Genomic DNA, 19,720 nt, shown 5'->3' with positions numbered 1-19,720 from the left:
GGGCCGGCGCGCGCTTTCAGAGAAGGAAGCAGAAGATGAGGATGAGCACGTTGAGCGTGAGCAGCCCGAGACAGTTGATCCACAGATCCCGGCCGATGTAGCGAGCCCGCACATGCGCTGCTGCTGCGGTGAGGAAGTAGACGATGAGTCCGACCACCGCCGAGAGTCCGACTCCCGGCACCCAGATCCCGATCATCAGCCCGGCCGTGGCCAGGAACTTCACGACTGCGAGCACCCACCACCAGTCGCGCGGCAGCTCGACCCCGTCGAGGCACGCGGCGATGGCCCTGGGTGGCCGGAAGGTCGTCAGGCCGTCGCCGAAGACGATGACGGCCATGACGACGACCGGCCAGACGGGATCCGGCAGAAGCATCGACCCCAACGGCATCGACCCCAACGGCAGCGACCCCAACGGCAGCGACCCCAACGGCAGCGACCCCAACGGCAGCGCCTCGGACAACAGCGTCATCGGGGCCCTCCGAAGCGAGTGTGGAAGGCGATGATGCCGAGCAGCGCATGGATCGCCTCGTCCAGGGACATTGTGCTCGCGGCCCACCGGAAGAGGATCCCGAGGTAGGAGTCGTAGAGCGCCGAGGCGCTCGTCCGAGCGTAGTCCTCGCCGATGCCGATCGAGGTCAGGCTCGACACGAGCTGCTCCTGCAGGTCGAGGGCGAGGCTGTCGAAGACCTCCGGCTTCCCGCGCACCCGCATCAGTGCCGCAGCATAGTCACGGGAGAGGTCCTCGTGGGCGGCGAAGAATTCGAGGAACGGCAAGAAGATGCCGAGCAGGTGGGACTGCACCGCCGACGGCCGTTCGCCGGAGCGCGGTCCCGCCGAGGTGGTTCGGGCCGAGTCAGTTCCGCCTGAGTCGGTCCCGTCGAGGACCGTCCCCGCCGAGGCGGCCGCGGCCTCGGCGTCCGCCCGCGATTTCGTCTTCGCCGGGGCAGCATAGGTCCCGGATTGGAGCTGGCCGATCCAGCGGTCGAAGCAGCGGACGAGGAGGACGTCCTTGTCGCCGGTCGACATCACCCGGCCGACCGACACCTCGGCGGACTGGGCGATTGACCGCACGGTCGTCGCCCGGTATCCGTGCTCGAGGAAGAGCGCAGCGGCCGCGGAGATGATCTTCTCCTCGGTGCGCAGCCGTCGCGACGACCGTGACTGAACATGTTCACTGACCATGATCGAATCGTATGCCTTTCCGTGTTCAGCGACCAGGGGTGAGCAGAGAGTGCGGGCAGTGGAGGCGAGTCGGCGCGGGAGAGCGGAGGTGCGGTCGATATCTGCCGCGCGAGAATCCAAGAAGTTTTGCCCGCCAGAGAAAGTTAATGTACCTTAACTCTATGACGCGCAAACCCTCCGCAGCAGCTCCATCCGGCATCAGTGCCGCCTCGGCGAGGTCCACCGGCAAACCTGCCAAGCGGAAGATCCCGACGATCGCGCTGCTCGGCCCCGCCTTCGTCGCCGCCATCGCCTATGTCGACCCAGGCAATGTCGCGGCCAACCTCACGGCCGGAGCCGAATACGGATACCTGCTGGTGTGGGTGCTCGTGGCCGCGAACCTCATCGCGGTGCTCGTCCAATACCTGTCCTCGAAGCTCGGCCTCGTCTCCGGCCAGTCCCTGCCCGGCATCCTCGGCAAACGGCTGAGCCGGCGGTCGCGCCTGGCGTACTGGGGGCAGGCCGAGATCGTCGCCATCGCCACCGACCTCGCCGAGGTCATCGGCGGAGCCATCGCCCTGAAGATCCTCTTCGACCTGCCGCTGCTCCTCGGCGGCGTCATCGTCGGAGTCGTCTCCCTGTTCCTGCTCTCGATCCAGTCCACGCGCGGTCAGCGTCCCTTCGAGACCGTCATCATCGCCCTGCTGGCGATCATCGCCATTGGATTTCTCGCGGGCCTGTTCGTCGGGGATGTGAACTGGGGGCAAGCCGCGGGTGGAATCGTGCCGAGGCTCGAAGGCACGAACTCGGTGGTGCTCGCCGCGAGCATGCTCGGCGCCACTGTCATGCCCCACGCGATCTACCTGCACTCGGCGCTGTCCGTCGACCGCCACGGCAGATCGCCGCGGGCCTCGATCCCGCAGCTGCTGCGGGCCAGCCGCTGGGACGTCGTGCTCTCCCTCGTCATCGCCGGGTCGGTTAACATCGCGATGCTGCTGCTCGCCGCCGCCTCGCTGCGCGGTCAGGACGGCACCGACACGATCGAGGGCGCCCATGCGGTGGTCACGGCCAACCTCGGTGAGGTCGTCGGTCTCTTCTTCGGCATCGGACTCCTCGCCTCGGGCCTGGCCTCGAGCGCGGTCGGCTCCTACGCCGGGGCCTCGATTATGCAGGGACTGCTGCGCGTGAACATCCCGATCGTGTGGCAGCGGGCGGTGACGATGATCCCCGCGCTCATCGTGCTCGGCATCGGCGCCGACCCCACGTGGTCGCTCGTGCTCAGCCAGGTCGTGCTCAGCCTCGGCATCCCGTTCGCGATGATCCCCCTGGTCAAGCTCACCACCAGCCGCGCGGTGATGGGTCAGTACGCGAACGGCCGGTGGATCACGGTTGCCGCGGTGGCCGCCTCGGCGCTCATCATCGCCCTCAACGTCGTCCTCATCGTGCTCCTGGCCCTCGGCGTCGAGTAGCGGACGTCGGTGGCAGCAGCGTCCGCGGGTCCGATCGCACCCACCACGGGCGGGGCCGACCGGCGGCAGCGGCTTCGCGGCGTTCGTCGGCGGTGGCGTAGCGGTAGGTGAAGACCCGGACGCGGATGAGCGCTGGGCCCGACCGGCGAAGGGGTCGCGGCCCATGAGTCGGCGGATCTGCGGATCGCCGGAGCCGATCTTCTCGAGCAGGCGGGAGAACCAGGCCTGTCGACAGTCGCCGAGCGCGGCGAACCACATCAGCCAATCCAGCCGCAGATGGTAGGGCGCGACGATCGGTCCGCGGCGGGTGACATCGCCCGGTTTGCCTTTGAACTCGTACTCCTTCCAGCCGGCCGCACCCTCGGGGTCGAGGGTGCCTTCGATGATGATCTCCTCGCGGGTCTCGGTCATCGACCCGAAGGCACCGTAGGCATTGCCGAGACCCCACCGGTTGAAGCTCGCGTTCATCAGCTGGTGGGAGGAGAAGAGGTTGCGCAGGGCCGGGATGTTCAGCCAGCACTGCCAGACGACGAACACGGCGACGAGGATGGGCCACCACAGCGGCGACGCGCCCGCCGCGGCGCTCAGGTCTCCGCCGGAGCCCGCGGCGACCTCGGTGCCGGATGACCCGGTTCCCGCATCGGCGCCTGTGGGTCGGTCGATAATCGATTGCCAGCCCCATTCGGGGAACGGCCCGCCGCTGATCCACCGGAAGAAGGAATCACTCATCCCGGAGACGGCGAGGATGATCGTCGCCCAGTTCAGCCAGGCATAGTTGCCCGAAACGACGAGCGCGAGTTGGGTGATGATGATCGCGACCGCAGCGAAGGAGGCGATGGGCTGCGGGAGGAAGAGCAGCCAGGGGGCCGCGAGCTGGACGATGTGGCTGCCCAGGGTCTCGCCGCGGTGCCACCACCAGGGCATGAGGTGGGCCAGGCGGCTGAGCGGGCCCGGCATCGGCTGAGTCTGGTGGTGGTAGTCCATGGCGGTGAGATCGCGCCAGGAGGAGTCCCCGCGCATTTTGATCATGCCCGCCCCGAACTCGACACGGACGACGAACCACCGCAGGAGGAGGATCATCAGCAGCGGGGGAGCCGCCTCGTGGGAGCCGAGGAAGCCGACGAGGAATCCGCCCTCGAGGAGCAGTGACTCCCAGCCGAAGCCGTAGAAGCGCTGCCCGATCGACGAGATCGAGAGATAGAGGCCCCACATTGCCAGGAACACGGGAACCGGTGTCCACACCGGGCCCAGCTGTGGGAGTCCGATGACGACGGCGGCGGCGAGGATCATGCCGAGGACGCAGACGAGGCGCAGCCTGCGGTCGGTGTAGGCAAACCGTGCCCAGCGGAAGAGGCTCGGTGCCTGGGCGGCGGTGGTGCGGGCAATGAAACTTGGGGCCGGGGTCAGGCCGCGCTCGCCGAGGAGGGCCGGGAATTGGTTGAACGCGGAGAGAAAGGCGATGAGGAAGAGCAGGCCGAAGCCGCGTTGGAGCACCTCACGGGCGATCGTGTAGTCGCCGGCGCTCAACAGCTGGGTGATCGTATCGAAGTCCATGGTCGACCTCCCTGTGCGGTGGGACCCTGCTTCGACTATGGCGGACCGGCGACCATGGCGCAATCAGACGGAAGCGATCGTCGCTGACGGCGGACCATCACCTCATCCCACCGGGCCGGGTACCGTGGTCAGGTTCGCAGCCGGTCGACCACCTCGGTGACGGCGGTGATGAAACGTCGCGCCTCGGCCGGAGTCGTCCTCTCGAGACGCATCGACGAACCGACGTGGAATTCGATGCCTACACACGCATGACCGTGAGTGTCCTCTGCACGAGCGATCACGACCTGCCGCAGAGCGGCTTGAGAGAGCTGAACGACGGCACCCTCGGCATCGGTGCGCACGCGCATGATCCGCAGATCGGTGAGGATGAGCAGGTCTGAGTCGGAAGGAGGCAGGCTCTGCAGTCGCGCGTACTCGATCTCGCGTGGCTGGAACAGGTTGGTCGAGGCCGACGGCCGGAGCCCGGCCCGAAGGCCTGTCGGTCGGCGCGGCGCTGGTCCTCGGGCCCCTATCTGACGTGTTTCCGCATTGCGGCGGAACGTGAGCAGAGTCGACCGAACGAAGTCGAGCAAGGCACTGCCGAGCTTCTCAGGCCATGCCGTCGCCGGTCGACCGAAGTCGGATTCGCCGGTCGGGGGATCCGAATCGGATGGAAGGGGGTGGGGGGTCATGTCTGTGATTCTGGCAGGGTCGCCTCGGTGACGCATCGGATGCCAGGTAATCGTTTGGCAACATCTGTGTCTGATCGTCCATGGAATACTGAACTCATGCGTGCAGGCGAAGTGTCCGAGGTCAGCCAGGACTATCTCAAAGTGATCTGGTCAGCCCAGGAATGGGGCGGGACGCCGATGACCGCGACCGAGCTGGCGAACCGCTTCGGGACCACGAAGGCCAATGTCACCGAGGTCCTCAAGCGCCTCGACGAACTCGGACTCGTCGCTCGGGTCCCCTACAAGCCTCCAGTTCTCACCTCCGAAGGGGAGATTCTCGCTCTGTCGATGGTCCGTCGGCATCGGCTGATCGAGACCTTCCTCGTCGAGTCGCTCGGCTACGGCTGGGACGAAGTCCACGGTGAGGCCGAGTCCCTCGAACACGCCGTCTCCGACCGGCTCATCGACCGCATCGATGACTTCCTCGGGCGACCCGCTGTCGACCCGCACGGTGACCCGATCCCGGGGCCCGACGGGCGAGTCGAGTCCCATGATGCGTCGTTGCTGCTCGCCGAGGCGACACCGGGATCCTACGATGTCCTACGTGTCTCCGACGCCGATCCCGAGGTGCTCCCTCACCTCGCCGAGGCGAATATTGTGCCAGGTTCGCGCGTGGAGGTCAGCGATGGAGAGGATTCCGCTGTGACGGTGGTCGTCGACGGTCGGATGCACTCGGTGAGGCGAGAGTTCGCCACGGCGGTCTACCTGCGACGGCGGACGCCTGGCCTCTGAGCACCGGGCACGGAAGGGGCGACGCTTCCGCAGTTCTGGGTGAGTCGTTCGACGCCGATTGAGCGCGCGTCAGCCGAGCAGTGCGCGGAGGCAGAGGACACCTGCGGCACCGATGGTCGCAGCGGCGGGCAGGGTGATCACCCAGGCCATGGCGATCGGCTTCATCAGCTGCCAGTTCGCCGAGCGATTGACGAGTCCGACGCCGATGATCGCACCGATGAGGATATGTGTCGACGAAACGGGAAGTCCACTGATCGAGGCCGCCATGACAACGGCCGCGGCAGCGAGCTCGGCGGCGAATCCGGAAGCCGGGTGGATCTCCGTGAGTTTTGTCCCGACGGTGGAGATGACCTTGCGGCCGATGAACCACAGTCCCGCGATGAGTGCGATTCCACACGTGAGCATTGCCGCGAACGGGACGTTCGCCTCGGCGCTGATGCTGTCGGTCCGGAGCACGTCGAGGACCGCTGCGAAGGGTCCGATCGCGTTGGCGATGTCATTGGATCCGTGGCTGAAGGCGAAGGCCGAGGCCGTGAATACTTGCATCCAGGAGAACAAGATGTAGGTCGCCCTGGGCACAGTCTGCTTGCGCAGGGTCTTGGCGAACACGAAGACAGCCATCCACACTGCTATGCCGATCATCGCCATGACGAGGACGCCGCCGAAGGTGCTCACGCCCATGTCGAGGTTCTTCAGACCCTTGAACAGGAGCATCGCGGTGATGATCACGGCCCCGGCGGCGGCGATGAGTGGAACCCAGCGCTGCAGTGCCGAGTGCGTTCCGATGTCGGTTCCGCTCGGGCGCGTGGTCCGGTCATCGGCCCCGGAATCAGGGTCGGTGGCGTGGCCGGTGCTCGGGGTCGTCACCAGCATGTGCGGCTTGAGCGTGTGGGACAGAGCGCTGCCGAGTACGTACTTCTTGATCGCTCCGTAGATGAGGAAGGCGACGAGGCCGCCGAGCACGGGGGAGAGGACCCAGGAGATCGCAATCTGGCCGACCTCGGACCATTGAACCATGGCCATTGAGCCGGTGCCAGTGACAAAGCCGATGGTCAGGGAAGCTCCGATGATTCCGCCGATGATCGAGTGCGTGGTCGAAACGGGCCAGCCCATCCGGGTCGCCAGCAGCAGCCAGACTGCGGCGCCGAGGAGAGCGGCCATCATGATGAAGGCGAAATCCATCGGGTTGAGTGCGACAGCGCCGAGGTCGACGATGCCGCTCTTGACAGTGTCGGTGACCTCGCCTCCGGCGAGCAGGGCGCCGCTGACCTCGAAAACAGCTGCGACGAGAAGCGCCTGCTTCATCGTCAGTGTGCCCGCGCCCACCGAGGTGCCGAAGGAGTTCGCCACATCGTTGCCGCCGATGTTGAACGCCATGAACGCACCGAAGAGGATCGTCGTGATCAGTACCATGCGCGGCGCATCTCGACCGACGAAGTCGAAGGACCACAGGGTGAAGGCGATGAGGGTGATGGCGAGCAGGACGCCGAACGCGAGGTGCCAGAGACGATCATTGCTGCGGCCGACGGCGCGCGCCGGAGAGAACCTTTCCGGGGCCAGAACCTGGGTCATTCGGATCTCCTTGCTGGGGACGTGGAGCGAGGTCTCGGTCTCCTTCCATGGTTCTCAGGCCGAATGACCTGAAGGTTACGAGCAAGGTGAACGGCGGGTGAATGAATGTTCTGGCGGCAAGGAAATCTGGATGCACATTTGCTGCAGTTCGCTGGCGGTTTACGTGAAATTCCAGGTCAGCTGGTATACGGCGAGGCTGGCCGGGGTGGTGTCTGCTGCGCTCAGGCACCGGGGATCGGGCTGTGATGATGGACACGTGGGCACGATGTAGCAGTGCCCACGTGTCCTTGCGGGGGTGCAGCCCACGGGTGCAGTCGGCTCAGCCTTGTCGTCTGGGCAGATTCCACCTCGGCTGGGGCTGCTGCGGCTTCTGATGCTGGGGCATGAAGCCGCGTTCGGCTTGGAGGTTGCCCTTGTCATGGCCCTTCGCCTTGGCGTCGAGGCCGGGGATCGGGGCCGTGAGCTTCTCCACCGATTCCTCGGCGCCGATGATCGGCAGTTCGCCGGTGATCACCGGCTTCTCGGGAACATCGGTGGCGGGGAAGACCCCGGCCGCCTTGGCGGGGTTCTTCTTGGGGGTGTCGCTCTTCTGATTCTTACTGTTTCGCATGGTCGTTCCCTTCTTCGATGTGGTGTTGTCGCTGGTGAGCTCGGTGTACAGTCCGGTCCACTGCTGGGGTGTGAGGTCGCGGGGCAAGGTGTCTCCTCTAACGTCGTTGCGGTCCATGGTCGTGTGCAGGTGCTGCTTGTCGGTGATGCTCATCGTCGACAGGATTCCTTTCATCCCTCGCCCACGGCCGGTGAAGACCGAGTGGACGAACTGCTGATAATCCGACCGGAGCCGATGCGGGATCAGCCCCGGTGAACAGCGATCGATGGTGAGGATCCCACCGTCGACGCTGGGTTTCGGTGTGAACGCGTGGGCCGGTACGCGTTCGATGAGGCGGAAGTCGAACCAGGGAGACCATTGGGCGGTCAGCATGGTCGATCCGCCGATTCCGGCACGTTTGCGGGCGACTTCCCATTGGGTGAGCAGGATTGCGTGGCGCCATCTGCCGGTGCGGAGCAGCCTGCGCAGGATGGGTGTGGTCAGGTGGAAGGGCAGATTGCCGACGATCACCGGGTGATCGAACCGGGTGCTCAGGGCGTCTTCGTGCCTGATCCGTGCCCGCGGGAATGATTGTTCAAGATGATCGAGCCTCGTTTCGTCGAGTTCCACGAGCGTGAGCGGCCGCCGTAGCCGGTGCAGCTCCTTGGTCACTGCTCCTGCGCCGGGACCGATCTCGAGGATGGGGCCCTCGGTGGCGCGGGCAAGGTTCGCGATCGTGGTGATCGTGGTGCGTGAGCGGAGGAAGTTCTGCCCGAGTTCCTCACGGCCGCCGAACCGCGAATAGGATCGGGCGGAATGAGGCTGGGCGGAACGGGTTTGGGCCGCACGGGGTTGAGCCGTGCGGGACTGGTTCGAACTGGTCCGTGTGGGATGGGGTCGCATGGGATGGCGCTCCAGAAATGAAGATGGAGGCACCCGAGGCAGCGCAATGATGGTGAGTCAGAGGTGATCGTCACAGACCGTGAGCATGCGGAGCAGGCTCGGTTCAGGGGTTGGACGATCGGGCAGAGTCAGCCGATTGCCGCATCGCCCGGATGCCGATGGCTTTCCGGGAGGACAACGCGCTTGCGTGAGAGTCCGTGAGACCAGACGGTCAGTGTTCGCCGAGGTGGCTCACGGTAGGCGAATCGAGCGCGCTGTCAGGCGCGGCGAAGCCGGATGTAGAAGCAAGGCGCAGTCATTGCGCTGCTGTTCAATGTACCCATGCCGAACAAGCTAGCACAGGGTGGGGTGTGCGATCCAGGGTTCGGCCGATATCGGTGCGAATTACTCGATGATCTCGCCGCTGATGACATCGCCGCCGCCGTCATCGGGTCCGCGACGATGAGGATCGGACCGGATGGCCTGATCGGCCTTGCGCAGCCGCCAGCCGAGGGCGATGAGCGAGCCTCCGACGATGAGGATGAAGACCGCGAGCGTGTAGATGAGTGCGGTGATTCCGGCCTGCGGAGCGAAGAGGAAGAAGCCGCCGAGGAGGATGCCGAGGACGCCGATGACCGTGAGCACCCACCAGCTGCGCACGCCCATCCGGCGGAGGAACAGGGAGACCGTGATGCCGAGGAAGCCGAAGAACATGACCGCGAAGCCGGTGAGGATCGTGACGAATGCGGCGAAGAACATCGGAGTGAGGAAGATGAGCACGCCGAGGAGGACGAGCAGGACCGTGCGAACGATGAGGGCACCGCTCCTCCCGCCCTTCGGCGCGAAGATCAGGGAGGCGAGGCCGATGACTGCGAGCCAGCAGGCGAAGATGCGCACGACCACCTCGGCGGTGGCACCGGGCCACGCCAGCATCAGCACGCCCATGAGGGCGGCGATGATGCCGTTGACGATGACGGTCGTGCCGGTGCGTTTGAGGTCCATGCACCAAGCTTAGCGATCAGGTTTGGAAAGACGCTGAACACCGGACTCGCCGAATGGGTCCGGGTCATTGACAGTGTGGAGCTTTCTGTGGGGTCGGGTTCAGGACCGTCCTGGTCCAGCCTCCCGAGTGAGGAGGCGGTTGCCGGCCGGGTAGGCCGCGAGAGATGCCGGCAGGCGGACGCGCCGACCGGAGGCGAAGGTGGCGAGGACCTGCCCGGTATCCGCATGGTCGGGACCGATCCCGCGGGCGTCGATGCCGATCCGCCGCAGCGTCTGCTTGGCCACGGGGATGGGGGAGTCGAAGAGGGTGATCGCCCCGGCCCTGGCCGCCATGATCCGGTCGGCTATGAGGCCGTAATGGGTGCAGCCGAGGACCACGGTCTCCATGCCGGGATCCATCTGGTCGAGGGCGGCATCGATTGCGGCGTCGATGGTGGGGATGTCGGCGATGTTGATCGCCTCGGCGAGGCCCGGGCAGGCGATCTTGGACACGGTGAGATCGGCGGCGAAGGAGTCGATGAGGTTCTGCTGGTAGGCGCTGCCTGTCGTCGCCGGGGTCGCCCAGATCGCGAAGTCCTGGCCGGTGCCGGCGGCCATCTTCACTGCCGGGACGGTTCCGATGACGGGAATATGCGGCTCGTAACGGGCGCGCACCGCCTCGAGCGCCTGCACCGAGGCGGTATTGCAGGCGATGACGATGGCGTCGGGTTCCCAGTCGGCGAGCACGGCCGCCGAGTTCAGGGCCCGGGCTTCGAGCTCGGCGGGACTGAGGTTGCCGTAGGGAGTGAAGTCGGGATCCATGGCCAGCACGAGGTCGGCGCTCGGGGCCAGGTGGAAGAGTGCGTCGGCGGTGCCGAGGAGTCCGAGTCCGGAATCGAGCAGGCCGATGCGCGTCATGAATCCTCTTTCGGGTAGGCGAACTCCCGGATCTCCTTCAGATGTGCCCTGGTCAGGCCCTGGGAGAAGTCGGGGGCGATGAGTTTGAGTTTGTTCGGCGAATAGCGCGCCTCGAAGTAGTGCCGCGTCGTCGGGGCTGCGAGGTCGTCGTCGATCCAGATCGCCCGCCCGTGGTCGTGCGAGTCGAGCCAGTCCTCCATGGCCCGGGCTTTCCACCACAGGTGCGGATCGTCGGCGTAGCGGTTGTGGGTCTCATCGGGCATCTCGATGACGTCGAAGGAGTTCCGCAGACCGAACTTCGGTTCGAGTTCGGTCTTGCACCTCTGTGACCAGGTCGAGAGCCAGACGATGTCGACTTCGTGGGTCTCGACGAGGCGGTCGAAGAATTCGACGACGGCTGGCCGATAGTGCAGCTCATAGTTCCAGGCCTGCAGCTTCTTCCGGCCCTCGGCCACCCGTCGCAGCTGAGGCACCGGGTAGGAGTTGAGGACGCCGTCGACGTCGAGGAAGACGGTGACATGCCGAGCCTGCCGACGTGCCGAGACCGGCGACGGGGATGCAGCTGCCATCGTTCCTTCCTGCGAGCGTCGAGTTCCGGATAGTCTGAAGTCGGAACAGTCCGCAGTCGGAGTAGTCCGGCGGCGGACGGCGAGGTCTGCTGCCGTTCCGACCATCGCCAAGAATACCGCTCGAAACTGAAGAAGGCCGAGCACGCATGTATGAGGAGACGCGTATCCCCTGGCTGCGTGCCGCGCTGTGGGCATCGATGACCGATGCTGTTTCGGGGTCTGCTTCGGTGGTGCCCGGGGCCTCTCTCATTGTGCCCGATGGGTGCATGGATCTCATCGTCATCGGCGCCGGGTCTGAGCCTGCCTTCGAAGCTGGTGACCGGTTCGACCTCGGACCTTCGTTCGACCTCTTCTCGCAGGTCGTCATTGCCGGAGCGGACTCGACCGCTCGCGTCTTCCACGGATCCGGCGCATCTGCTGTCGGTCTGCGTTTCGATCCGGGTGTTCTTCCCCAGCTCCTGGCCACCTCGGCGGCCGAGCTCGCCGAGAGGGTGACCCCGCTCGACGCGGTGCTCTCACTTGGTCGCGTGGTCGGGTCGCTGGGCCCGACTGCTGGGCGAGCGGGTTCGGCAGCCTCGGCCAGATCATTGTCGAATCCGCGGTTCGATGCGAGAACCGTCGCCGGAGGCAGCTCGGCTGGCCCGGCCGAGCAGGCGTTGCTGGGCCCAGCCGCGCCGACGCGGCTGAGCCCAGCGGCACGGATGCTGCTGCGTATTGCCGAAACACTGACTGTCCGGGCGGATCTCGACGGCAGGCCGATGGCGATGGCCGACCGCCTCGGCGTCCGAGGTGGGACTCCGGCGATGACTGTCGCCGAGGTGGCCGCGGAGTTCGCGTACTCACCCCGTCAGCTGCGCAGACTCTCGGCCGAATGGTTCGGATACGGTCCCAAACACCTGGCGAAGGTCCTGCGGTGGCAGGCCGCTCGCAGCCTCATCGACGGAGGACGGACCCGCACCGAGGCGGCCGCTCGAGCAGGATATTCCGATGCTGCCCATCTGTGGCGCGATGAACGTTCGCTGCTCGGGAGCTCAATGCTCGGGAGCTCGCAGGGCGTCTGAGGTCGGGTCGGCGCCGTCTCTGGCTCGGCGCCGCCTCCGGACTGCTGTCCGGTCAGCCCAGGGCGGCAAAGAGGTCGACGGTGTTGCCGTCGGGATCGGAGACCACGGCATAGCGCTGTCCCCAGAAGGCATCCCACGGCTCGTTGACGACTCCGGCCACAGCCTGCGAACCCGGGGTGTCGGTCTGGGTCAGCTGGGCGAAGGTCGCATCGACCGCCTCGGCGGTGGAGCAGTCGAAGGCGAGGGACATTTTGTGTCCGCCGGTCGGCCGCGTCCAGTCGGGATCGATGCCGAGCACGACCTCCTCGGTGTCGAGGAGCACGCGGAGGCCGCCCGAGGAGAACTCGCTGTGCGGGGCTTCGGGGCCACCGTCGACGAGCTCGAGGCCGAGGGCGGAGTAGAAGGTGATGGCGGCGGGCATGTCTGCGGTGATGATCGAGATCGCGTCGAGTTTCATGGCTTCAGACTATGCGGAGACGTGCGTCCGCGGCATGAACGAATCGGCCATGATCGCCCTCCGAGGCGGCACCGAGTCGGCATCGAGGCGGCACCGAAGGGGCGCGGAAGAGGCGCGGAAGCGGCACCGAGGGGTCAGCGTGCTCGGAGTGGGACGTTGTTCGGCTACCTCCGAGCAGAATCGGGGCTGAATCTGCTCGGAGGTAGCCGAACAATCGTGGTGCAGCGGCGCCGTGGCGCTGGTGCGACCGAGCGCTGGGGCGCTGGTGCGCCGTAGCGCCCTACCAGCCGGGGCGGGTCAGGACTCCAAGTAGGCCTCGAAGCGGGCGCGGAGCTCGTCGCCGAGCGGGGTCGGCCGGCCGGATTCGCGGTCGATGTGAACGAGGACGACCTCGTTGTCGAATACCTTCTTCTCGCTCTGTTCGCCGACGGTGTGCACGGTGAACGACGAGGATCCGATGCGTGAGACGGTGACCGTCATCTTCAGCTCCGGGCCGTACATGACGGGCAGCAGATAGTCGATGGACTGGTGAGCGACGAGCAGACCTCCGCCGGTGATGTGACCGGCCTTGATCTCGTGCATCCAGCGGACCCGGCACTCCTCGATGAGGGTGATCATGCGGGCGTTGTTCACGTGTCCCAGCAGATCTTGGTCCGACCAGCGAACCTCGGGCGAAAACTCGAATGTCTCCAACGAATGCCTCCATGCCATCGGGGCAACGTGCCCCCGACGTAGAACTTAACGATCGTTCTACAGTAAATCAGGAGTGCCCAATGAAGGGAAATTGCTGGACTGCGCACTGGCACAGCGCCGAGGCGGTGCGGCGTGGCAGCGGTGCCGCGCGGTTGCGGTGTTGCGTGGCCGCGATGCGGTGCGGCCGCGTACGGCACCCTCACGCGGACGGTCTGGCCGCAGGCCGGCAGGCTGGTTAAGCTGAAGCCAGTTCTGACTATACGCATGGAGGTGGCGAATGTCGGCGAAGAGCGCCCTGGTGATCGAGGATGACGACGATATTCGGCGTCTGCTGGAAGTCGTTCTGGAACAGAGCGGATTCACCGTCGAATCCGTCTCCACCGGTGTGCTCGGACTCGAGCGGGCGCCGGCAGAATCGCACAGGTTGATCACGGTCGACCTCGGCCTGCCCGATATGAGCGGCATCGAGGTTGTCGAGCGGATCCGGTCTCAGACCTCGGCGACGATCGCGGTGATCAGTGCCCGTTCGGCGCAGGCGGATCGTGACTCCAGCCTGGCCGCCGGTGCGGATGCCTTTCTCACCAAACCGTTCCGCCCCCGCGAGCTCAGACAGTGGGTCAAGGAGCTCGACGAGGATTCCGAGCCGACCGGCTGACGCTCCGGGGCGCCTCGCCGAGCGGATCCCGGGTGGTCTCAGTGCCGCCCGCGGGTGGGCAGATCGAGGAACCGACCGCGGATCTCCGCCACGGTGTCGTCGCCGACGCGGGCCAATCGCGGCAGAGCCGAGCGTGCAGCTTCGAATTCGCGTCCCTCGAGGAGCGTGGTGAAGTCCTCGGCGGCCACTTGGAGGCGTCGAGCTCCGACCATCGTCGCCGAGACCCGAATGCTGGCGATCGCATCGCCGATCGCCACGGAGTCCTCGGCGGCGACGGCCTGCTGCAGATTGGCCAGGCGGCGCGGCCAGATGAGGGAGAAGCGGGCGACGAACTCCGCAGCGTACTCGTCTTTGCCCTCCAGCTCCACGGCGAGCTCCGCCAGGCTCTCCTGATCGAGCAGGGGAACCAGCTGCAGAGCGGCCGGAGTGAAGGTCGATGTGGCGCGGACACCGTCGGCGTTCCGTTTCGTCTTCGCCCAGGAATTTCGCCCGGTGACCATCCTTGCGATCGCCCGCGGATAGTAGAAGTACGTGAAGTAGACATAGACGAGATATCCGAGTCCGAGCAGCGCGGCACTGAGGCGGCCGATCGGCTCCGGCCCCCAACGCCGGTACAGCGGTCCCCACAGGGCGTAGGGGAGGACGACGAAGATGAGCCCGGCGAGGATCATCAGCCAGGTCGATGCATCGCCGAGGAAGCCGAAGATGCCCTCCGCCACCGCTACCCAGGTGACGATCGGGATGAGGACGAGGTTGAGCATCATCAGCCACGGTTGGCTCATGAAGTAGTGGATCTCAGTGAAGCCCGCGAAGCTCAGCGTGTGGCTTCTGCGCAGCGCGGGGAGGTTGGAGGCGCACTCCATGATGCCCTGGCCCCAGCGGGTCCGCTGCGTGAGCAGCCGACGGAAATAGGGCAGTGCCTCCTGCGACACGTGGGCCTGCGGGAAGTAGCCGTTGCGGTAGCCGGAGCTGAGGATGTTCAGGCCGAGTTCGTAGTCCTCGCTGAGTTTGTTTCCCCACGGTTCGCCATGCGCTGAGTCCAAGGCATCGAGCACTGTCAGCCTTGTGAACTGGCCGTTCCCGCCCATGCCGACGGTTCCGGTGGCCACCCGCAGCTGCTGCATCGCCGAGTTCGAGGTGCGGAATTCGATGTCCTGCATGCGCACGAGGAACCTGCCGAGGAGATTGATCAGCCGGTTCCCGCCGGGGCGGGGCCTGCGGTCCCCGCGGTTCTTCATCCACACCTCGAGCTGGGCAGCACCCAAGGTGACATCGCCGAAGGCAGCCGGACCGGAGAGCACGGCCAAGGCATTGTCGGAGAGGAATCCATCGGCGTCGAGGACTCCGATGACTGCGCGCTCCCGATCCTCGGCTCGCTCGCCCACGAAATCGGAGACGGTGCGATAGGCGGCGTTGAGGGCCTTGCCCTTGCCGGTCCGCGCTTCCGGCGGGACCCGGGAGATGAGATGGGTGCGAGTGTCGACGTCCATGATGTCGCGCACGATCAGGGCCGTCGTGTCCTCGCTGGCATCGTCGATGACCCAGATGTGGGCCTCGGGGAAGGAGGTGCGGGCCGCGGAGACCGTTTCTGCGACGACGCTCTCCTCGTCGCGGCACGGGATGAGGAAATGCCAGGTGAAGGCCGTGGGATCACCGGTCTCGACGTCCTTTCTGCGGGCGTAGGCGATGAGGAGCATGCTGACGTAGGCCAGTGACAGCGAGGCCGTGACGGTGATGGCGATGAGCGCGATGTCGTACCACCAGTACCGGCCCATCTGCCCGAACGCCCCCGAGAAGCAGAAGATGTAGGCCGCGAGAACTCCATAGAGGAGTGAGAGGATCACGGCGATCGGTCCGACGTCGGCCCTCTGCCCACTTTGTTCTCTGCTCTCGGGGCTCCGCTCGGCCGAGGTGCCGTCTCTCACTGTCGTTCTCCTTCGGCGCCAATGGGCAGACGGACGCTGAACACGCTGCCGTGCCCGAGTTCGGATGACACGGAGATCTCCCCGCCGTGTGCTTCGACGAGGGTCTTCGTCACGGTCAGTCCCAGTCCGGCTCCGCGCTGCGTCGAGCCCCGTGCGGAGGCGCTGCGGAAGTAGGGGGTGAACAGGCGCTCGACTTCCGCAGGTGACAGGCCGGGGCCGTCGTCGCGGACATCGAAGCCTCCGCCCGAGACGTCGGTCTTGGGAATGACGGTGACATGATGGCCGGCGCCCGAGTACTTGATGCCGTTGGAGACGAGATTGGTCAGGACCTGGGTCAGACGCCGCGGATCGGCCATCACGATGATCGAGGCAGGTTCCTCGATGCGCAGCTCGACTCCGTTGTCGGCTGCCGCCGGCTGGAGCGAACGGACGACCTCGTCGACGATCGACGCGACATCCACCGCCGAGATGTTCAGATGAAGGCGCGCCGATTCGGCCTGCTGCTCCAAGAGGATGTCCTCGACCAGGGCATATAGCTGCTCGGAGTTTCTGCGGATCACCTCGAGATGGCAGGCGATGGAGGATGAGGCCGTGCCCGGTTCCGCGGTCGCCGAGGTGGTCGCAGCCGTCTCCTCTTCGAGTTCGTCGATGGCCAACTCCGTATACCCGATGATCGATGTCAGCGGAGTGCGGAGTTCATGGGACACGGACGCCATGATCGTCTCCCGCGCACGGATGAGATGTTGGGTTCGCGTGACATCGTGTGTGGTCAGGATCGTGTGAGGCGCAATGCTCGGATGGCCCTGCCATTGCACCGCGCTCACCGCAAGAGCCCGCTGATCGCCGCCCGGCTCGCCGACCCAATAGAGCTCGTCGGAGAAGAACTCTCCGCGCCGGACTCGCGCGAGTGGAGTGTTTGCCGGTGACAGTCGGGTCGTGCCATCGGCGGCGAAGACGATCGACTGGAAACGGCCCTGCTCGTCGGGCTGGGCGGCAGCGGCGGCCGCTAGGTGGCTTTTGTAGGCCGGGTTCTCGAAGACGGACGATCCCTCATCGTCGAGCACGATGACGCCGACATCGACGCTGGCCCCGGTCCCTCTCAGCAGTGCACCCGTCTTCTTCAGATCCCTCGTCAGCCGTTCCTGGGATTGCAGAGCCGAGCTCAGTCGCTGATTGGCCGCATGCAGTCGCATGTCGAACCCGACGATCATCCCGGAGACGAGGATGACCGCGACCGGCAGAATCAGGGCGAGGACGACTCGTGCGGCATCGGTCGGTGCGTCTCCGACGAACAGACTCACGGGAGTGAGCGTGACGAGGACCCCGAGCAAGGCGATCGCCGCCCCGCGCATCTTGAAGGTCATCACCAACCACACCGTGGGGGTGAAAGCGAGGATGGACAGGCCCGCACCGTCCGGATAGGTCGCAAGTCGGCACAGCCCGAGGGCGGCGAAGTCGAGGAGCGGAATGACGAGGTTGGGGAGCGCCGTGTGCTTGAACCTGTGGGCGAAGAAGGCGCCGACCGTGGCCAGGACGAGGAGCAGCGATCCGGTGAGGAGCCAGATTTCCTTTACATCGTCGGCCGGTCGCAGGAAGCTGAGGAGAAATGCGCTCGTGCCGAGGAGGATCGCGAAAGTCGCCTGATGGATGCTGGTGAAGGTCTTGACGTCGCCGGCGATGAAGCCGAGCCGGATGAGCCTGGCGATGCTCGTCACGAGGTGACCGGTGCTTTCGCGGGGCCGGTGCGCGACACGGTGGAAGAGACCATGTGCGTCGCCTTCCGTCGTTTCGGGGTCATCGTGGGGTCACTGCTGATTCGGATTATATCCGGGTTCAACCTGAATCCGCGGTGTGATGCACGCTCAATCTCGTGGCCCTTTCGCCGAGGCGGTCCGTCGGTTCCGCGCTCGCGGCGACCTCATCCGCGGCGTCGGACGATCTCCTCGTTGACGGCGCCGACGACCTCGTGGAGATCGCCGATGATCGCATAGTCGGCGCGCTGGACCATGGTGGCCTCCTCGTCGGTGTTGATGGCGATGAGCGTCTTGGCCCCGTCGATGCCGGCCATGTGCTGGATCGCCCCGGAGATCCCGCAGGCGATATAGACATCGGGGGAGATGCGGCTTCCGGTCTGCCCGACCTGCTCGGAGTGCGGGCGCCAGCCCAACCCCGTGACGACTCGGGAGACTCCCAAGGCCCCGCCGAGGTGGTCGACGAGTTCGAGGACCTCGCCGAATCCGGTCTCCGATCCGACGCCCCGGCCGGCCCCGACCACGGCCCTGGCCTGGGTCAGGCCGGAGGTGTCGTCGGTGGTCTCGACCTCGGTGCCCACGAGTGCGGTACGCAGGTCCGCCTCGGCGATCTCGAGCTCGTAGTCGAGGACCTCCGGCGTCGTCGGCGTGACCTCTTCCGGGCTGCAAGCGTGACCGGCGACGGTGAGAACCTGCAGGTCACCGTCGAGGCGGAGCCGTTCGAAGGCGGTTCCGCCGTGTACCTGCCGGAGCAGACCCTCGTCATCGACGGCGACGACATTGGCGGCCATGCGCTCGCCCGCACGGACCGCAAGATGCGCCATGAGCTCCATCCCGCGCGGGGTCCCTGAGGCCGACACGGTGCCCGATTCCGGAGCGATGTCGAGGATCGCCTGCGCCCAGGCCGCGGCCGAATAGGACTGAAGATCGGGATGCTCGAGATGGTGGATGGTGCTCACGCCGAGGCGGCTGAGCTGTCCGACGGCGTCCTCGGTCAGCTCCCCGACGAGCGCAACCTCCACCCCATCATCCCTCCCCGAGCTACCTGACGGGGTCTCAGCAACGTGGCGCGAGGTGGCTGGGCCCCCGTCAGGTAGTTGTGGGAGGGAGGTGGCCAGCTGGGTGAGCACCTCGGCGTTCGTGCGGGCGAAGGTGAGAGCCTCGGCGGAGGTCAGCTGCACCTGGCCCGAAACATCGGTTTCGACGTAGACGAGAATCATGGCCTGATCACTCCGATCTCTTCGAGCACGTCGACGAGTGCGGGTGCGGCGTCCGGCCCGTCGCCGAGGATGGTCACCGAACTCGTCTTCTCCGGCGGCAGTTCGAGGCGGATGCGCGGGTTGCCGGCCCCCGGCTCGGGAGCGTCGTATTCGACGATCGGGGCCCGTTTGGCCTTCATCCGCCCCGTGATCGAGGGATAGCGGGGGTCGACCCCGCCCTCCTGGACGGCGACGACCGCCGGCAGGTCGAGGGCGAAGATCTCGGTGCCGCTCGGGCCGATTCCGCGGGCTTCGATCCTCGCGGCGGCGCTGCCGTCGTTCGAGCCGACCGATGCCCCCGGCCCGCCGGCCTCGCCTCCCGGGCTCAGCGTCTGGATGTTCGTCAGCACCGGATAGCCCAGGTCATAGGCCAGACGGATGCCGACCTGGAAGTCACCGGTGTCGGCGGCATCGCTGCCGGTGAGGACGAGGTCGAAGGACTGACCCTGCTCGGCGCGGTCGCGGACGACATCGCCGAGGATCTGTGCGATGCCCTCAGGTCCGAAGGCGCCGGGATCCGCGGACTCGACGAGGATCCCGTCGTTCGCGCCCACGGCCACGGCCGCCCGCAGCTGCTCGACCGCCTCGGCGGGGCCCAGCGTCAGCACCGTCACCGCACCGCCGGTGGCTGCCGCGGTCTGGATCGCGAGCTCCACCGCGCACTCCTCGTGGGAGGACACGGTGTGGCCGAGTCCGGACTCGTCGATGTCGGTGCCGGCCGCGTTCAGGGTGACGGCGCCGGCGATGTCGGGGACGCGTTTGATGCAGACGAGGATGTCCAT

The 19,720-nt window shown here is 66.2% G+C and carries 17 protein-coding genes and 3 pseudogenes; 5 read left to right on the top strand and 15 right to left on the bottom strand.

The features are described 5' to 3' along the window. Positions 1–16 precede the first annotated feature (16 nt). Together ACH82I_RS09090 and ACH82I_RS09085 are read right to left on the bottom strand one after the other, a co-directional pair. A complete protein-coding gene (locus ACH82I_RS09090) occupies positions 17–469 on the bottom strand; it encodes a DoxX family protein (RefSeq protein ID WP_413331996.1) in 453 nt (150 codons plus the stop codon). Further along, positions 466–1,182: a TetR/AcrR family transcriptional regulator gene (locus ACH82I_RS09085; protein ID WP_413331995.1), complete on the bottom strand. Its 717-nt coding sequence runs from the start codon at positions 1,180–1,182 to the stop codon at positions 466–468. The genes ACH82I_RS09090 and ACH82I_RS09085 overlap by 4 nt, the downstream gene beginning before the upstream one ends. A 161-nt stretch (positions 1,183–1,343) precedes the next feature. On the opposite strand from ACH82I_RS09085, the gene ACH82I_RS09080 reads away from it, so the two are divergent. After that, positions 1,344–2,630: an Nramp family divalent metal transporter gene (locus ACH82I_RS09080; RefSeq protein WP_413331993.1), complete on the top strand. Its 1,287-nt coding sequence runs from the start codon at positions 1,344–1,346 to the stop codon at positions 2,628–2,630. Here ACH82I_RS09080 and ACH82I_RS09075 read toward each other — a convergent pair. Together ACH82I_RS09075 and ACH82I_RS09070 are read right to left on the bottom strand one after the other, a co-directional pair. Further along, positions 2,599–4,184 (bottom strand): annotated as a pseudogene (locus tag ACH82I_RS09075) (lipase maturation factor family protein). The gene ACH82I_RS09080 and the pseudogene ACH82I_RS09075 sit on opposite strands and share 32 nt — an antisense overlap. Positions 4,185–4,312: 128 nt before the next feature. Beyond that, positions 4,313–4,855 carry a hypothetical protein gene (locus tag ACH82I_RS09070; protein ID WP_413331991.1) on the bottom strand — a complete coding sequence of 181 codons (543 nt, stop codon included), beginning with the start codon at positions 4,853–4,855 and terminating at the stop codon, positions 4,313–4,315. A 96-nt stretch (positions 4,856–4,951) separates the two neighbouring features. Here ACH82I_RS09070 and ACH82I_RS09065 point away from each other — a divergent pair, with 96 nt between their 5' ends. Beyond that, positions 4,952–5,626 (top strand): metal-dependent transcriptional regulator, encoded by a 675-nt coding sequence (locus tag ACH82I_RS09065; RefSeq protein WP_413336731.1) that lies wholly within the window; start codon positions 4,952–4,954, stop codon positions 5,624–5,626. Between the two features lie 69 nt (positions 5,627–5,695). On the opposite strand, the gene ACH82I_RS09060 is transcribed toward ACH82I_RS09065, so the two are convergent. The 5 genes and pseudogenes from ACH82I_RS09060 to ACH82I_RS09040 form a co-directional block, all read right to left on the bottom strand. Beyond that, on the bottom strand, positions 5,696–7,198 hold the full coding sequence (locus tag ACH82I_RS09060; RefSeq protein WP_413336730.1) for an inorganic phosphate transporter: 1,503 nt from the start codon (positions 7,196–7,198) through the stop codon (positions 5,696–5,698). Positions 7,199–7,853: 655 nt separating this feature from the next. Further along, positions 7,854–8,576: pseudogene (erm, locus tag ACH82I_RS09055) on the bottom strand (23S ribosomal RNA methyltransferase Erm); the annotation flags it as partial. A 498-nt stretch (positions 8,577–9,074) separates the two neighbouring features. Continuing rightward, entirely contained in the window at positions 9,075–9,671 is a 597-nt protein-coding gene (locus ACH82I_RS09050; RefSeq protein ID WP_413336729.1) for an HdeD family acid-resistance protein, read from the bottom strand. Between the two features lie 99 nt (positions 9,672–9,770). Beyond that, on the bottom strand, positions 9,771–10,568 hold the full coding sequence (locus ACH82I_RS09045) for a glutamate racemase (protein WP_413336728.1): 798 nt from the start codon (positions 10,566–10,568) through the stop codon (positions 9,771–9,773). Next, entirely contained in the window at positions 10,565–11,137 is a 573-nt protein-coding gene (locus ACH82I_RS09040; RefSeq protein ID WP_230748466.1) for an HAD domain-containing protein, read from the bottom strand. The genes ACH82I_RS09045 and ACH82I_RS09040 overlap by 4 nt, the downstream gene beginning before the upstream one ends. A 146-nt stretch (positions 11,138–11,283) precedes the next feature. Here ACH82I_RS09040 and ACH82I_RS09035 point away from each other — a divergent pair. Further along, positions 11,284–11,622: pseudogene (locus ACH82I_RS09035) on the top strand (DUF6597 domain-containing transcriptional factor); the annotation flags it as partial. A gap of 216 nt (positions 11,623–11,838) precedes the next feature. Continuing rightward, positions 11,839–12,198: a helix-turn-helix domain-containing protein gene (locus ACH82I_RS09030; protein ID WP_413336752.1), complete on the top strand. Its 360-nt coding sequence runs from the start codon at positions 11,839–11,841 to the stop codon at positions 12,196–12,198. A gap of 52 nt (positions 12,199–12,250) precedes the next feature. On the opposite strand, the gene ACH82I_RS09025 is transcribed toward ACH82I_RS09030, so the two are convergent. Then, positions 12,251–12,655: a VOC family protein gene (locus ACH82I_RS09025; protein WP_413336727.1), complete on the bottom strand. Its 405-nt coding sequence runs from the start codon at positions 12,653–12,655 to the stop codon at positions 12,251–12,253. A gap of 297 nt (positions 12,656–12,952) precedes the next feature. Beyond that, entirely contained in the window at positions 12,953–13,348 is a 396-nt protein-coding gene (locus ACH82I_RS09020; protein WP_230748463.1) for an acyl-CoA thioesterase, read from the bottom strand. A 277-nt stretch (positions 13,349–13,625) separates the two neighbouring features. Between ACH82I_RS09020 and ACH82I_RS09015 the strand changes: the two genes are divergently transcribed. Continuing rightward, a complete protein-coding gene (locus ACH82I_RS09015; RefSeq protein WP_413336726.1) occupies positions 13,626–14,003 on the top strand; it encodes a response regulator transcription factor in 378 nt (125 codons plus the stop codon). A gap of 38 nt (positions 14,004–14,041) precedes the next feature. Here ACH82I_RS09015 and ACH82I_RS09010 read toward each other — a convergent pair whose 3' ends face one another. From ACH82I_RS09010 to ACH82I_RS08995, 4 genes are all read right to left on the bottom strand, one after another. Further along, positions 14,042–15,928: a glycosyltransferase gene (locus ACH82I_RS09010; RefSeq protein ID WP_413336725.1), complete on the bottom strand. Its 1,887-nt coding sequence runs from the start codon at positions 15,926–15,928 to the stop codon at positions 14,042–14,044. Then, positions 15,925–17,643: a sensor histidine kinase gene (locus ACH82I_RS09005; RefSeq protein WP_413336724.1), complete on the bottom strand. Its 1,719-nt coding sequence runs from the start codon at positions 17,641–17,643 to the stop codon at positions 15,925–15,927. Before ACH82I_RS09005 ends, ACH82I_RS09010 begins: the two co-directional genes overlap by 4 nt. Positions 17,644–17,846: 203 nt before the next feature. Further along, entirely contained in the window at positions 17,847–18,899 is a 1,053-nt protein-coding gene (locus tag ACH82I_RS09000) for an electron transfer flavoprotein subunit alpha/FixB family protein (protein ID WP_413336723.1), read from the bottom strand. Then, on the bottom strand, positions 18,896–19,720 hold the full coding sequence (locus tag ACH82I_RS08995; protein ID WP_413336722.1) for an electron transfer flavoprotein subunit beta/FixA family protein: 825 nt from the start codon (positions 19,718–19,720) through the stop codon (positions 18,896–18,898). Before ACH82I_RS08995 ends, ACH82I_RS09000 begins: the two co-directional genes overlap by 4 nt.

It is taken from the genome of Brevibacterium sp. GP-SGM9 (genome assembly GCF_047300845.1).
Lineage (GTDB): Bacteria > Actinomycetota > Actinomycetes > Actinomycetales > Brevibacteriaceae > Brevibacterium.
Note: the sequence above shows the minus strand (reverse complement) of the source record. Positions and strands in the feature narration are given on the sequence as shown.